Below are 14611 nucleotides of genomic sequence, written 5' to 3'. Positions count from 1 at the left end.
GCCATGCGGCGAAATAGGTGGATCGGCAGCCTGATGATTGGAGTCGCGTTGATCAGTATTTTATGGACGAAGCCGTGGACAATACGAGCTGGAGTAGATGAGATTCAGACATGGCTGCCACAACAAGTCCCTGCCGCTGCCTCGTATCGTGCGGATGTGCGGGTCGATATGAAGACCCACACCGTCACGGGAACATTGGCTGTGCGTTTTTCTCCTCAGGATGACAAGGCGTACTTCCATCTCTACCCGAACGTATTCCAGGAAAGGTCCGATTTGGGTGGGGAGAACTGGGAGCAAATCCTCGGAAAGCAAAGAGAGCCGGGGAGCATCCAAATCTCGGAGGTACGCGTCGATGGTGCGCGTGTCCCTTATCAGCTGCAAGGGAGCATGGATACGCTGCTTGCCGTTCCCTTGATGGGGAAGTCATCCGCGGAGCAAACGGAAGTCGAGATGCATTTTGCCCTTCAGGTTCCTTTTAATAACGGAAGACTCTCTTACAACGACCATGCCATGTGGCTAGGAAACTGGATGCCGATACTCGCGATGAAGGGAGCTGACGGCTGGAGGCTAGATCCGTATGCCTCGATCGGCGATCCTTTTTACAGCGAGATGGCCAACTATCATTTGCGCGTACAAATAGAAGAAGGCTATCAGCTTGCTTCTAGCGGGATCGAGAGTGTCGCAGTCGTTACGCAGACTCGTCCCCAGCGTCAATCGATCTATGAATTGGATGCGTGGAATGTTCGTGATTTTGCCTTGGTAATCTTGGACGATTCGTACCGCCAGGAGTCGGGAAAAGTCGGGGATGTCGTCGTGCGGACTTGGTCGCAGGAGGGGGACGACCCACAGGTGGCCAGCCATCTGCATCAGGTTGCCATGCAGTCACTGGGGTATTACGGAAAGCAATTTGGCAGGTATCCGTATCAGGAATACGATGTGGTCAAAACAGGGGGCTTTTTCGGGGGAATGGAGTACCCGAGCATCGTCTTTATCCAAGATGAGTACTTCAGCAGAACGGATCAGGTGGCAGATGCGATCGTCGCCCACGAAACCGCCCATCAATGGTTCTACGGTCTGGTTGGAAACGATGAAGTACGCGAGGCATGGGTGGATGAAAGCTTGACGGACTATGCGACCATGGCTTATCTGCAGAGTGTCGACCCTGCCCGTGCGCGAGGCTACATCCAGCTGAGGCTCGCGCAGTCAAAGGCAGCCGAGACATATGCTGCAAAAGGGCTGCGTGTCTGGCAGTCGGTAGAGCAGTTTCCGACGTGGAAAAGCTATACAGAGCTTGTCTACGGAAGAGGAGCGGCGATGTGGTGGGCCATGCGGAAAGGGTGGGGGGAGGATCGTCTGCATGATCTGCTCCGACAATACGTCCTGGAGAATCAGTACGGACAGGCAAAAGGGCAGGAATTGATAGAGCGGTTGTCGGCGGAGGCAGGTGCAGACGCTACTCCCTTCGTCGATTTCTGGCTGAAACTCAGGCTGGAGCAAAAAGAGGCGGCAGAAGCATGGGTGAATAAAGGTAAACACGAATAATGCCATTAATCTCTTTTCAAAACGTTCGGATACAAGGTTGACAGGCAAAACTTCTCCCTGCTACACTGAGGAAGTTGAAAGAACGAGTTCGAATAGCCCAGGCGATGAGTACGGCTTTGCACGCCGTTAGTCGGTTGGGTTTTCTATTGATGATACTGACATAGGGGGCGAAGGGTGCCATGGCCAAACCGTTAGCAGGTGTCATAATGGGCAGCACGTCTGATTGGGAAACGATGAAGGAAGCATGCGCGATTTTGGACGAGCTGCAAGTACCATATGAAAAGAAGGTGGTGTCCGCGCACCGTACTCCTGACTTGATGTTTGAGTATGCGCAGAGCGCCAAGGAACGTGGTCTGGAAGTCATCATCGCAGGAGCGGGAGGAGCTGCTCATCTGCCAGGAATGGTGGCGGCCAAAACAGAGCTGCCCGTGATCGGGGTTCCTGTGAAGTCATCGAATCTCAATGGTCTGGACTCTCTCCTGTCCATCGTCCAGATGCCGGGCGGAGTTCCGGTGGCTACGGTTGCGATCGGCAAGGCAGGAGCGATCAATGCCGGACTTTTGGCAGCGCAGATTCTGGGAATCAAATATCCGGAAATTCAAGAGCGCTTCGTCGCTAGACGGGATGCGACTCGGAATAAAGTGCTGGAGGCTAGTGAGCTGGAATGACAAACGCAACCAATAAGCAGATCAAGCCAGGTTCTACGATCGGCATTCTAGGCGGAGGACAGCTGGGACGAATGATCGCTCTCGCTGGACGAGCTATGGGCTATCGCTTTGTTACGATGGATCCAACCGAGGATGCACCATGTGGACAGACGGCGGATCGACAAATCGTCGCCAACTATGATGATGTAGAAGCAGCCATGCAGCTGGCGTCCGTGAGTGATGTCATCTCGTATGAATTTGAAAATGTAGATGCCCAGGTGGCAGAAGTATTGGAAAGCCAAGCGTACGTGCCGCAGGGAAGTCGTTTGCTGCGCGTTACACAAAACCGGATCCGCGAAAAAACGGCAATCCGTGAAATCGGGATACCGGTCGCACCTTTCCATGTCGTAGCAAGTCTGGAGGATTTGCAAAAGGCGGTACGCGAACTGGGTCTGCCTGCAGTCATGAAGACAGCAACGGGCGGCTACGATGGCAAAGGGCAATGGGTCATGAAAAGCGAGTCGGAGCTTGCGGAAGCGTATGAAACGCTGGCAAAGGCAGGTACAGAGCTGATTGTGGAGCAATTTGTTCCCTTTCAGCTGGAGCTTTCCGTTATCGCCGCGCGTAACCCTTCTGGGGAGCTGGCCGTATTTCCAACCGCAGAAAACGTTCATCAGGACAACATTTTGCACCTGAGCATTGTGCCTGCACGTGTAAGTGAAGACGTTAAGGTACGGGCAGAAGCGATAGCGCGGACCATCGTCGAAAAGCTGGATGTCATCGGCCTGATCGCAGTCGAAATGTTCTTGACGGCGGATGGAGAGCTGTACGTAAACGAGCTGGCTCCACGCCCTCACAATTCGGGACATTACACGATGGATGCCTGCGTCACCTCGCAGTTCGAGCAGCACGTCCGGGCGGTATGCAACCTGCCTTTGGGATCTACACAGTTGCTCTCGCCGGTCGTGATGGTTAATATTTTGGGAGAGCATCTGCAGCCGGTCCTAGATGGAATCGATCGACTGCCTAGCTCTGCGAAGCTGCATTTGTACGGGAAAGCGGAGAGCAAAGTGAAGCGGAAAATGGGACATATCAATGTTCTCGCCCCAACAGTGGAAGAAGCGCTCGCTACAATCGAGCAGCTGCAAATATGGACGAAAAATACGGAGGTACAATCATGATCGAACGTTATTCCCGCCCAGAGATGCGCGCCATCTGGACAGAGCAAAACAAATTTCAAGCGTGGCTGGAAGTGGAAATCCTCGCGTGCGAGGCATGGTCCAAGCTGGGGGTCATCCCTGAGGAAGATGTAAACAAGCTGTGGGACAAAGCCAGCTTTGACATCAAGCGCATTTATGAAATCGAGGAAGAAACGCGCCATGACGTAGTAGCCTTTACCCGCGCGGTATCGGAAACATTGGGCGAAGAGAAAAAGTGGGTGCACTACGGTCTGACTTCTACAGACGTAGTAGATACTGCCCTCTCCTATTTGCTGCGTCAAGCCAACGAAATTTTGGAAAAAGACATCGAGGACTTCATCGCGGTTCTGGCTGAGAAAGCTCGCGAGCACAAGGATACGGTCTGCATGGGCCGCACGCATGGGGTACATGCGGAGCCAACCACTTTTGGCCTGAAGCTGGCGCTGTGGCACGAAGAGATGAAGCGCAACCTCGCTCGTTTCCGCGCAGCGAAAAAAGAAGTGGCGTACGGCAAAATTTCCGGTGCAGTAGGTACGTATGCGAACATCGACCCGTTCGTGGAAGCCTACGTGTGCGAAAAGCTGGGCCTGTCTGCTGCGCCGATCTCTACCCAAACGCTGCAGCGTGACCGTCATGCCGAGTACATGGCGACACTGGCACTGATCGCTACTTCTTTGGAGAAATTCGCAACAGAAATCCGCGGTTTGCAAAAGAGCGAAATGCGTGAAGTAGAAGAGGCGTTTGCCAAAGGACAAAAAGGCTCTTCTGCCATGCCGCACAAACGCAACCCGATCGGCAGCGAAAACATCACCGGTATGGCGCGCGTCATCCGTGGTTACATGCTGACCTCCTACGAAAACGTGTCCTTGTGGCATGAGCGCGATATCTCCCACTCCTCCGCAGAGCGCATTATTCTGCCGGACGCGACGCAAGCGCTGAACTACATGCTGCGTCGTTTCAGCAACATCGTGAAAAACCTGACTGTTTTCCCGGAAAACATGAAGCGCAACATGGACCGCACCTTTGGTCTGATCTACTCGCAGCATGTGATGCTCAGCCTGATCGAAAAAGGCATGAGCCGCGAGCAAGCTTACGACACTGTACAGCCGCGCGCGATGCAAGCGTGGGAAGAGCAGCGTTCCTTCCGCGAAATCGTGGAAGAAGATGCGACGATCAGCGCTGCGCTGACCAAAGAAGAGCTGGATGCGTGCTTCGACTACCGCTATCACCTCAAGCATGTGGATACTATTTTCCAACGTCTTGGGCTGGCGTAAGGGCTGTATCCTTATAAATAACTTTGAAGTGCCTTCCATTGGGAAACCGTTGGAAGGCTTTTTGTATGAGATGAAGATATAAGGGGTCAAAAGCGACAGGAATAGCGGAAGGTAGTGTCTTTTTTCTAAAAAGACTGACAATTCATGGGGCGTATTTGATAATATGGAATCAATTAGATAGGGAGGAGTGCAACAAAGCCAATGAAATGCAAAATATTTATTAGCTCGGTCGGACAGGATAGTCTAGTTCCACTCCGCGACTCTATGTTTGAAACTTTGACAGGACTTGGACATGAACCTATCATGTACGAGAAACCTGGTTTTGGATTGGCATTGCCTGGAGAGTCGTCAGTTGAGCAATGCTTGAGGCTGGTTAATGAAAGCCATATTTATCTCCTTTTTATCTCTACTGCAGCAGGGAGCTATCTGAAAGATGCCAATCGGACAGTAACTCATTTGGAATATATTCAAGCGTGGACAAGCCAAAAATACATGCAGATTTTTGTGGAAAAAACGGTACTGCAATACTATTTCCAAAAAGTTCGAAGTCAAATAAATGAGTATGTGGCAAGTTATGAGCAGATAAATGGAACCTTGCCGGATTGCGGTGATGTTTATCGCCACGTTGAAGATTTGCAGCACAAGGGTTTCTTACAACCATTAGTCCCAACAGATCCGTATATTTGGGCGTTGCTTCACGAGATTATCGATATACATAAGGTGATGGTCCAAGAAATTGCCCTTGGAGTCCCAAAAGATTGGGGCAATATGTTCAGCGATATACTCCGGCAAGGGGTCGTGTTGATCCCGAGACGTGAACAATCAGAAGAAAACGAAAGACTGGCAAGTTCGTATCAAGATTTCACGGATGTTATTTCTTCCGTAATGAATAAACTGAGCATTAGAGAGATCACTGACCAAAGAGGATTTTTATCTGAAATTAGGAGTAGTTTAAAGGGAGGGGAAATTAAGCAGGTACTGGGTAATTATGCGACAATCCCTCAAGGTGATTTTCGAGATTGTTCCGCCGTCGTACTGTTCAAACGCTCTCAGGACAGCATCATATGCGAAGAAGCGGATGGACGAACGAGTATTTCGCCAGGTGCTTCCTTTGATTTGTCAAATCAAGATTCATTTGTGGCCGTTACTTATCATTTGGCAAGCCCAGATCCAGTGCTCTTTTACAAAGAATCCAAGCAAACCTTTTACCTGACCTTGAAAGTTGGCGAATACATCATTTCCTTTCACTTTCCAGCAGATCGAACGTGGAGTATACAGAAATTCAAAAGTTGTGAGTCCTTTATCTATGATGGTATAATGAGTGTGCATGGTAATGCACTAACGATTCGCTATGTAAAATCCGTTTTAAGGGGGCTGCAGTCATGAGTAACGTTTATGTACTGAAGAACGGTAAGATTGAGGCGGCCAATGGGATTATATCGAAAGATGCTCTCTTGTTTGCAACACCCAAGCGTAGTATTGACGACTTTATTAAACAAAACAAAGAGCAATTTAAAGAGAATCAAGCGAGTATTCTAAGGGGAATTGAAGAATCCAAAAAACGATAGATCAAGAAAGGGCCCATGTGATGAATGGTCCCTTTTTTATTTTTTCCCACACCTTTCCACATTCTTTACGCGCTTCTGCCACAACGGATTGCTATAGTAAGGTTGTCCGGCATAGGGGCGGTGGGGATGGATTACGCCAACAGCATGAAAAACTTACAAAAGTGTAAGGTTCCTGAAAGTTAACTCGATAGTTCCCACATCAGATCCCCGATACAATGAAATCAACTCATACGGATCATGAAATGGGAGATCGATAATGAATACCGCACTGATTTATCCAAAAATGAATCATCAGCAAATTTACGAAGAATACTCTGCCAAAATATATCGCTATTTCCGCTATCGTGTAAAAAACGTTTGGGATGTTGAGGACCTGACCACGACAGTGTTTATCAAAGTATACTCCAAGCTGGAGCAATACGATGGACGCCATCCATTTGGCGCGTGGATTTTCCGCATCGCGCACAACGCCTTAATTGATTACATGCGCAAAAAGCGGGAGTGCCCGGTTGATCAGGATACGTTTTCCTCGCTCAAGGCAACGGATGAGCTGCCGGAGGAATGCCTCCTGACACAGGAATCCACCGACGTACTGTGGCAAAAGGTACATACGCTGACAGTCGATCAGCGCAATGTGATTCAGCTGCGTTACCTGGCTGATCTGAGAATGAACGAGATCGCGGAAATCCTCGGGAAAACCGAGGCATCGGTCAAAATCCTGCACTTCCGCGGGATCAAGAAGCTTCAACAAATGATGAAGGCGCAAGCGTAGGGTGGACATTTGGTCCATCCTCTTTTCTTTTGGAGACAAAAAGGAAAAGTTTGGGTTTTTGCTAGGGGACTTGGCGACAAGCCTAGTTTTCCTAAGGTATAGTAGAGAATGGAATGATGGAGACTTAGGAAAGAGAGGGGTACATAGCGATGTCGACCATTATGATCGTAGAGGACGATCCTAAAATCAATCAATTACTGCAGAGTCAGTTGGAAAAATACGGTTATCATACAGTGAATGTTGAACACTTTGACCGGGTCATGGACGTATTTGCAGAGGTTCGGCCGGACTTGGTCCTGCTGGATGTCAATCTACCCAAATTCGACGGGTTTTACTGGTGCCGTCAAATGCGCCAGGAATCGAACTGCCCGATCCTGTTCATCTCTGCGCGGGATAGCAAAATGGATCAGGTGATGGCACTGGAAAACGGGGCAGACGATTACATCACAAAGCCGTTTGACTACGATGTGGTCATGGCAAAGATTCGCAGCCAGCTGAGACGTGCCTACGGTCTGTACGCCCCGCAGGAGGGAGAGCGGACGGTAGAGGTGGCAGGACTCAAGCTGTTTCTGGAACGGATGGAGCTGTCCATACACGATACCAAGGTAGAGCTGAGCAAAAAGGAAGCCCTGCTGCTGGAGGCGCTGATGAATCAATACCCACGTGTCGTCAGTAGGGAGCGTCTGCTGGAGAAGCTCTGGGACGAGCAGTTTGTGGATGAAAATACGTTGAACGTCTACATCACGCGGGTGCGCGGAAAGCTCAAGGACATGGGGCTCGAAGGCGCGGTGGAAACGGTGCGGGGCTCGGGATACCGTCTGAGGGCAGTCTGGGAGGATGGGCAATGAAGCTGTTCCTCCGGGATCAATGGGCTTTTGCGGTATTTTTCCTCGTCCAGCTCATCTTGCTGCTGTTGATCTTTACGTTGGACGGATACTGGAACCAATCCTTAATGATCTACGCGATGTTCCTGTCGGTCTTTTTCGCAGGGGCTTTTCTGGTCGTGCGCTATTTGACGCATCGCGCTATCTACCAGCGTTTGAGCAGCCCGGTGCAATCGCTCGAGGAGCTGACGCAGACACACGGCAATGCGGCACTGTGCCGTGCGATGGACGAGACGTTTCTGGAGCATTATCGGCTGTACAAGGAACAGCTGCATGCCTATGAAAACAAGCAGCGAGACTATACAACTTTTATCCAGCAGTGGGTGCACCAGATGAAAACGCCGATCTCGGTCATTCACCTGCTTCTGCAAAACGAGGATGATCCGACGGCGGAAAGTGTCCGGGAAGAGGTGGATCGGATCAAGCGCGGATTGGAAACCGTGCTGTACATTGCCCGGCTGGATCGGTTCGAGCAGGATTTCCTGGTGGAGCAGGTAACTCTTCGCAGTCTGGTCCAGAACGTTCTCGCGGAAAACAAGCGGCTCTTCATCCGCAATCAGGTCTACCCGGAGGTAAAGATCGACGAGACGTGGCGTGTGGAATCGGATGAGAAGTGGCTCGCCTTTGTGCTCAATCAACTGTTGACCAATGCCGTGCGCTATTCGGCAGGAAAGAGCAACAAGGTGTCCATCCGCGCTTACGAGCTGGGACAAAATGTCGCGTTGGAGGTACAGGATTATGGGATCGGGATTCCTCCGGAGGACATTCGCCGTGTATTTCAGCCGTATTTTACAGGGGAAAATGGCCGCAAATACCCGGAGTCGACGGGCATGGGGCTGTATCTGGTAAAAGAGATTTGCGGGCGGCTGCATCACGGGGTAGAGCTGGAATCCGAGGTAGGGAACGGAACGACGGTACGGCTGATTATGTCGGGGGTTCTTCCAACCTTACAAGATCGTAAGAAAGCTGAAAGTTAATTCGATGGCGGTAGGTCGCGCGCTTTTCGTATAGTGGGGTATGAAGTGCGAGAAAGGGGTAAGACCGATGGACATGTTGCAGGTGAATAGTCTGAGCAAAATCTACGGAGGCAAGGTAACTTACCGCGCGTTGACGGATATAGATTTAACGATTCGAGAAGGGGAATTCGTCGGGATCATGGGTCCTTCAGGTAGTGGGAAAACCACCTTGTTGAACATGATCGCGACCATCGATACCCCTACATCCGGGGCCGTCCTGCTGAAAGGGACCAACCCGCATTTGTTGAAAAAGGATAAGCTGGCCCTGTTTCGACGCAGAGAGCTGGGCTTTGTTTTTCAGGATTTCAATCTGCTGGATACGCTGACGATCGGAGAAAATATTGTGCTGCCCCTGACTTTGGAGGGAGAGAGCGTCTCCGTCATGGAGGAGCGGCTGCAGACGATCGCGACGAAGCTGGGCATTCAGGAGATTTTGGACAAGCGCACCTTCGAGGTATCGGGTGGCCAAAGGCAGCGTACGGCGATTGCCCGTGCCATTATTCATACACCGTCCCTCCTGCTTGCGGATGAACCGACGGGAAATCTGGATTCGAAGTCGTCCCGTACTGTGATGGAGACGCTCGAATCTATCAATAAATCGGAAAATACGACGATGATGATGGTCACGCATGATGCTTTGGCGGCAAGCTACTGCCATCGCGTCATTTTTATCAAGGATGGTCAGCTGCACAACGAAATGTACCGGGGGGAAAGTCGCCAGGTGTTCTTCCAAAAGATCATTGATGCGCTGTCTTTTTTGGGAGGGAACAACTATGACCTTTCGACAGTTCGCGTGTAACAACGTCCTGCGAAACAAGCGAACGTATGCGGCTTTCTTTTTAAGCAGCGTCTTTTCTGTCATGATTTTTTTCGTTTATGCCATGTTCATTTTCCATCCGGGCATCGATGATGAAGAGATTCATGGATCTGTCGCGACAGGCATGATCGTCGCGGAGTATATCATTTTTCTCTTTGCTTTCTTCTTTCTTTTCTATTGCGTCGGTGCTTTCTTGAAGAAACGGGAAAAGGAATTCGGTATCCTGTTCATGCATGGCATGACGGCAAAGCAGCGCAACCTGCTGATTTTTATGGAAACGATGCTGATCGGGGGCGTTTCCATTCTTTGCGGGATTGTGCTGGGGCTCGTTTTGGTTAAGCTGTTCTTTCAATTTGCCGGTTTTTTGCTGGATGTGCAGGCACTGGAGTTTTACTTTCCCTGGAAGGCGATTGGCTTGACGTTCGTGGCGTTTCTCATCTTGTTTGCTGCGATTTCGATCTTTACGGTATTGCTGCTGAGGAGCAAAAGCCTGCTGGATTTGCTCCAGGGCAGTCAACGTCCAAAGAGGGAGCCGAAAGCATCGGTGGTTCTCTCTTTTTTAGCGGCGGGATTATTGGGAATCGCCTATGCCTTGGCGCTGACTGCCGATGGCATCTCTGTCGTGGTCCTGCTTTTGCCCGTAACGGCTTTGACGATCGCAGGCACGTACCTGCTCTTTACGCAGCTCAGTGTCTTTTTCATCAGTTTCTTGAAAAAAAGGCGCTCGATTTACTGGAAGCGAACCAATCTGATTACGTTCTCTGATTTGGATAATCGGATGAAGGATAATGCGCGCATGTTTTTCCTCGTCTGCATCGTATCTACGATCGCCTTTTGTGCCATTGGGACGCTGGCCGCTCTGGCAGGCTCGATCCAGGAAACCGTCGTGAAAACGAATCCGTTCGCCTTTGAATATCAAACCAATAAAGGGAATCTGGAGGAACAAAAGCATCTCGCGCTGATTGAGAACAGCCTGCTCCAAAACGGTTTTTCCTTTGAAAAGCATCAAGCGACGATGCGTCTTTTGCCGCAAAAGGTCAACGATGAGACGGTCGGCGTGGTCAAGCTGACGGACTACAACCAATTCGCCTTGGCCGCGAATTCACGGGAGCTGAAGCTCGGGGACAACGAGGCGTTTCTGGTCGTTCGCTGGTTTGGAGACTCCGTGGATAGCAAGCTGCTTGCCGTCGGGTCAAGCGAGCTGGCGGTAAAAACGGATACGAAAATCAACCCGCTGCTAAGTGGACTGGATTTCGAGCGCTTGGCCGTCATTCCGGATCGCGTCTACGACCAGCTGAAGGGCCTCAACGAAGAGGTGCGGTACGGATATGTGGTGCCAAAATGGAAGGATACGCAGGAAATCAGCTTGGGGCTGCAGGAGAAGATCGAGCATTACGGCGAGCACTACTATTTTAGCGCCCGTGCCCCTGTCTACCACTCCATGAAGCAAATGGCGAATACGTTGCTCTTTATCGGGCTGTTCGTAGGAGTTCTGTTTTTCGTGGCAGCCGCCAGCTTTTTGTACTTCCGGCTGTATACCGATTTGGAAAACGACAAACGGCAATACGGAGCCATATCGAAAATCGGACTTTCGGATCGAGAGCTGTCCCGGGTCGTGACGACGCAGATCGCACTGCTGTTCTTCGTTCCCATCGTGGTGGCGATCATTCATAGCATGGTTGCTTTCGTTTCCTTGCAAAGCCTGCTGAAGCTCATGCTCATCGCTTCCGTTTTCAAGCCGACTGCGATCGTGCTGCTCAGCTTCGTGATTGTCCAAGCGATTTACTTCTGGATCATTCGCAACCGCTACTTGTTCCACCTCAAGCGATCTGTATCTCAATAAGAAAAGGCGGCCTCGTAAGCATGGATCCACAAGTCCGGCCGACGAGGTCTTCTCATGGGAGAAGGAAAACATACATAGAATAAGGAGTAGGACAATGCGAGGAGGAAGATGAGATGGAGATGGAGCAGCAGTCCTGGATGGAGAAAGCCGTCACTATCGCACGGGAGAACGTACTTCGGAGTCATGGAGGGCCTTTTGGGGCGATTGTCGTCCGGGATGGACAGATCGTGGGCACTGGCAGCAACGAGGTAACGGCAACGAATGACCCGACAGCACACGCGGAGGTACAGGCGATTCGGGACGCCTGCCGCAATCTGAATACGTTTCAGCTGACAGATTGCGAGCTGTACACCAGCTGTGAGCCTTGCCCGATGTGCCTGGGTGCGATCTACTGGGCACGGCCAAAGGCGGTTTACTTTGCAAGTACCAAGCAGGACGCGGCGAAAGTCGGATTTGATGACCAGTTTATCTACGACCAGATCGGGATTCCTTTTGCCGAAAGGACCATTCCTTTCTTGCAAATTCAGCCAGAGAACTATCAGATTCCATTCGTGACATGGGCGAGTTCACAGAGCAAGGTAGAATATTAAAGCAAGGGGCAATCGCAGAAGCGCGGTTGCCTCTTTTTTTTTGCATTTCTTTATATCAGTTAACGATATGATAAACAAAAATAAATTATTGAAAATGCTTTCAAAATCAAATTTTCAGAGAAAAGGTTGCATATTGTCGAAATTCGTATTATAGTAACAACAACAATAACGTAATTCGTCCTTAATTAAAAATAATTCGACTGTTTAAAGGACCAAATATTAGGGAAAAGGACGAATAAGGTAGGGATGATATGGAAGAAAAATTCCGACGATCTCTTTATCCAGAATTAGATGACATCGACTACGGTATTGTCCGTGCCTTGCAAGAGAATGCACGTCTACCTTTTACTCAGATAGCCAAAGAGCTGGGCGTTACGGAGAAGACAATCCGAATGCGCGTTCAGCAAATGCAGGATGAGGGAGTTTTGAGTCTGGTTGGCATCGTCAATCCGGTCAAAGCAGGGCTAAACGTACAGGCTTTTGTGCAGATTGCCACAGAGGCGGACAAGCTGGACGATGTAGTCGCGGTGTTGAACGGAATCGTGGAAGTACGTTTGGTTGTTCTGACCTCAGGGGATTACCAGTTGATCACGCAAATTTTGGTTCGCAACTACGAAGAATTGTCACAATTTTTGATGAAAACACTCAACAAGATCCCAGGAGTTACCAGGGTGAACGTGATTAATGAATTGAAAATCCTAAAGTCCAAGTACAAGTTCGTTCGTTAGGACATCGCGACAGTGGAAGGGGGAATGCCATCGGAGTAAGCGCCGTTGGGAGACAATCATTCCATGAAGTACTAAAGTGAAAAAGTGAGACATCCAAGATACGACATACTTTCATCAAGGCAGACAATAAAAGAGAAAAGGGGTCATCCTATGTTTTCGAAAAAAGCGAGCAAAACATTGATGAGTGCCGTACTGGGAACGATGCTGCTGGTAACAGGTTGTGGAGGTGGAGGAACCGCTGCTCCTAGCACAGATGGCGGAAACGCTGCAGCACCTGCACCATCTACAGGTAAAAAAGTAATCAACATCGGTCTGAAAGCAGACCCACCTTCCATGGACCCGAACATCTCGACTTCGCTGTATGATCGCCAAGTATACGCGAGTCTCTACGACAAGCTGTTCGAAATCGATCCAAGCGGGAAAATCGTGCCAATGCTGGCTGAATCCTACGAGGTTACACCAGATGGCAAAACATATACGTTTAAGCTGAAGCAAGGCGTTAAGTTCCACGATGGAACCGAGTTCGATGCTGAAGCAGTGAAATTCAACTTCGAGCGCAACATGAACGACGAGAAGTCCAAACGCAAAGGCGATATGAAGTTCGTTGATTCCGTTAGCGTAGTTGACAAAAACACCGTGAAGGTACAAATGAAAGAGCCATTTGCACCGTTCCTGTCCATCCTGGCTGACCGTGGGGGCACTATGGTTTCCCCAGCAGCTGTGAAGCAGTATGGCGATCAATATCTGAACCATCCAGTGGGAACCGGGCCTTTCGCATTTGTTGAGCAAGTAAAAGGCGACCACGTTACCCTGAAAAAGAACGAAAACTACTGGGGTGGCGCACCGAAAGTAGATGAAGTGACTTACAAAGTATTCACGAACGGTACTGCGAAAGTGCAAAACCTGCGCTCCGGTATGCTGGACATCATCGACGATACACCAGTGAAGGAAATCCCGGCGGTAAAAGGCGATTCCAACCTGACACTGACGGCAGAATCCGGATGGGGCTACCAAGGTCTGTACCTGAACAACTCCCGTGCACCATTTGACAACAAATATCTGCGTCAAGCGGTAGACGCTGCGATCGACCGTGAGGCATTGGTAAAAGTACTGTTTAACGGCTATGCAGCACCTGCTCGCACAGCATTTGCAAAAGGCAGCCTGGCTTACAACGAAGCGTTGAACGCACCAATCGCTCCTGACGCTGCGAAAATCAAAGACTTGCTGGCAAAAGGCGGACAGCCAAACGGCTTCAGCTTTAAACTGTACATCACGTCTTCTCCTGAAAACGAACAATTGGGTGCTGTCCTGCAAAACATGTGGAAGCAACACGGCATCAATGCCACACTGGAAAAACTCGAGTACGGTCAATTGCTGGAAACAGGCGAAAAAGGCGAATTCGATGCACTGCAACTGGGCTGGTCCGGACGTCAAGACCCAGACCAAAACTTCCATGACTTCGTAGTAAAAGGCGCTTCCAACAACGACGGCCGTATTGATCTGCCTAAATTGGACGAGCTGGTTATGAAAGCACGCAGTGAAGTAGATGAAACCAAACGTAAAGCCCTGTATGAAGAAGCTACGAAACTTCTGCAAGACGAAGCAGGCTACTCTTACATGTACCATCAATTTGTTCTGATCGGTATGAACAAAAAGGTAACAGGCTTCACGTATGTTCCAGACGGTCTGATCCGTACAGCAACTCTGGACAAGCAATAAGCTTAAGCTTTC

14 protein-coding genes are annotated in these 14611 nt (G+C 50.0%); all 14 read left to right on the top strand.

The window, feature by feature from the left end; all coding sequences use genetic code 11:
• Positions 1-3: 3 nt before the first annotated feature.
• The 14 genes from EDM59_RS29295 to EDM59_RS29230 all read left to right on the top strand — a co-directional run bounded on the left by EDM59_RS29295 (position 4) and on the right by EDM59_RS29230 (position 14599).
• Complete coding sequence (locus EDM59_RS29295; protein WP_122926845.1) at positions 4-1542, top strand: M1 family metallopeptidase; 1539 nt, start codon at positions 4-6, stop codon at positions 1540-1542.
• 179 nt (positions 1543-1721) lie between these two features.
• Positions 1722-2210: a 5-(carboxyamino)imidazole ribonucleotide mutase gene (gene purE, locus EDM59_RS29290; protein ID WP_122926844.1), complete on the top strand. Its 489-nt coding sequence runs from the start codon at positions 1722-1724 to the stop codon at positions 2208-2210.
• On the top strand, positions 2207-3370 hold the full coding sequence (gene purK / locus EDM59_RS29285) for a 5-(carboxyamino)imidazole ribonucleotide synthase (protein WP_122926843.1): 1164 nt from the start codon (positions 2207-2209) through the stop codon (positions 3368-3370). The genes purE and purK overlap by 4 nt, the downstream gene beginning before the upstream one ends.
• Entirely contained in the window at positions 3367-4662 is a 1296-nt protein-coding gene (gene purB, locus EDM59_RS29280) for an adenylosuccinate lyase (RefSeq protein ID WP_122926842.1), read from the top strand. The genes purK and purB overlap by 4 nt, the downstream gene beginning before the upstream one ends.
• Before the next feature lie 201 nt (positions 4663-4863).
• Positions 4864-6048, top strand: coding sequence for a DUF4062 domain-containing protein (locus tag EDM59_RS29275; protein WP_122926841.1), 1185 nt, complete (start codon positions 4864-4866; stop codon positions 6046-6048).
• Positions 6045-6230 carry a hypothetical protein gene (locus tag EDM59_RS29270; protein WP_122926840.1) on the top strand — a complete coding sequence of 62 codons (186 nt, stop codon included), beginning with the start codon at positions 6045-6047 and terminating at the stop codon, positions 6228-6230. Before EDM59_RS29275 ends, EDM59_RS29270 begins: the two co-directional genes overlap by 4 nt.
• A gap of 256 nt (positions 6231-6486) precedes the next feature.
• A complete protein-coding gene (locus EDM59_RS29265; RefSeq protein ID WP_122926839.1) occupies positions 6487-7002 on the top strand; it encodes an RNA polymerase sigma factor in 516 nt (171 codons plus the stop codon).
• A gap of 149 nt (positions 7003-7151) precedes the next feature.
• Positions 7152-7850 carry a response regulator transcription factor gene (locus EDM59_RS29260; RefSeq protein WP_122926838.1) on the top strand — a complete coding sequence of 233 codons (699 nt, stop codon included), beginning with the start codon at positions 7152-7154 and terminating at the stop codon, positions 7848-7850.
• The gene (locus EDM59_RS29255; protein WP_122926837.1) at positions 7847-8863 is read left to right on the top strand and encodes a sensor histidine kinase; all 1017 of its coding nucleotides are present in this window, start codon (positions 7847-7849) and stop codon (positions 8861-8863) included. The genes EDM59_RS29260 and EDM59_RS29255 overlap by 4 nt, the downstream gene beginning before the upstream one ends.
• A 67-nt stretch (positions 8864-8930) precedes the next feature.
• Positions 8931-9701 (top strand): ABC transporter ATP-binding protein, encoded by a 771-nt coding sequence (locus EDM59_RS29250; RefSeq protein ID WP_122926836.1) that lies wholly within the window; start codon positions 8931-8933, stop codon positions 9699-9701.
• Complete coding sequence (locus tag EDM59_RS29245) at positions 9676-11562, top strand: FtsX-like permease family protein (RefSeq protein ID WP_122926835.1); 1887 nt, start codon at positions 9676-9678, stop codon at positions 11560-11562. The genes EDM59_RS29250 and EDM59_RS29245 overlap by 26 nt, the downstream gene beginning before the upstream one ends.
• A 119-nt stretch (positions 11563-11681) precedes the next feature.
• Positions 11682-12152, top strand: a complete 471-nt coding sequence (locus EDM59_RS29240; RefSeq protein WP_122926857.1) for a nucleoside deaminase — start codon at positions 11682-11684, stop codon at positions 12150-12152.
• Between the two features lie 251 nt (positions 12153-12403).
• On the top strand, positions 12404-12880 hold the full coding sequence (locus EDM59_RS29235; protein WP_092267451.1) for an Lrp/AsnC family transcriptional regulator: 477 nt from the start codon (positions 12404-12406) through the stop codon (positions 12878-12880).
• A gap of 150 nt (positions 12881-13030) precedes the next feature.
• Positions 13031-14599: an ABC transporter substrate-binding protein gene (locus EDM59_RS29230; protein WP_122926834.1), complete on the top strand. Its 1569-nt coding sequence runs from the start codon at positions 13031-13033 to the stop codon at positions 14597-14599.
• Positions 14600-14611: the final 12 nt, after the last annotated feature.

It is taken from the genome of Brevibacillus nitrificans (genome assembly GCF_003710965.1).
In the GTDB taxonomy this organism is placed as follows: Bacteria; Bacillota; Bacilli; order Brevibacillales; family Brevibacillaceae; genus Brevibacillus; species Brevibacillus centrosporus.
The sequence above is the reverse complement of the archived record's forward strand: the minus strand, read 5'-3'. Positions and strand labels throughout refer to the sequence as shown.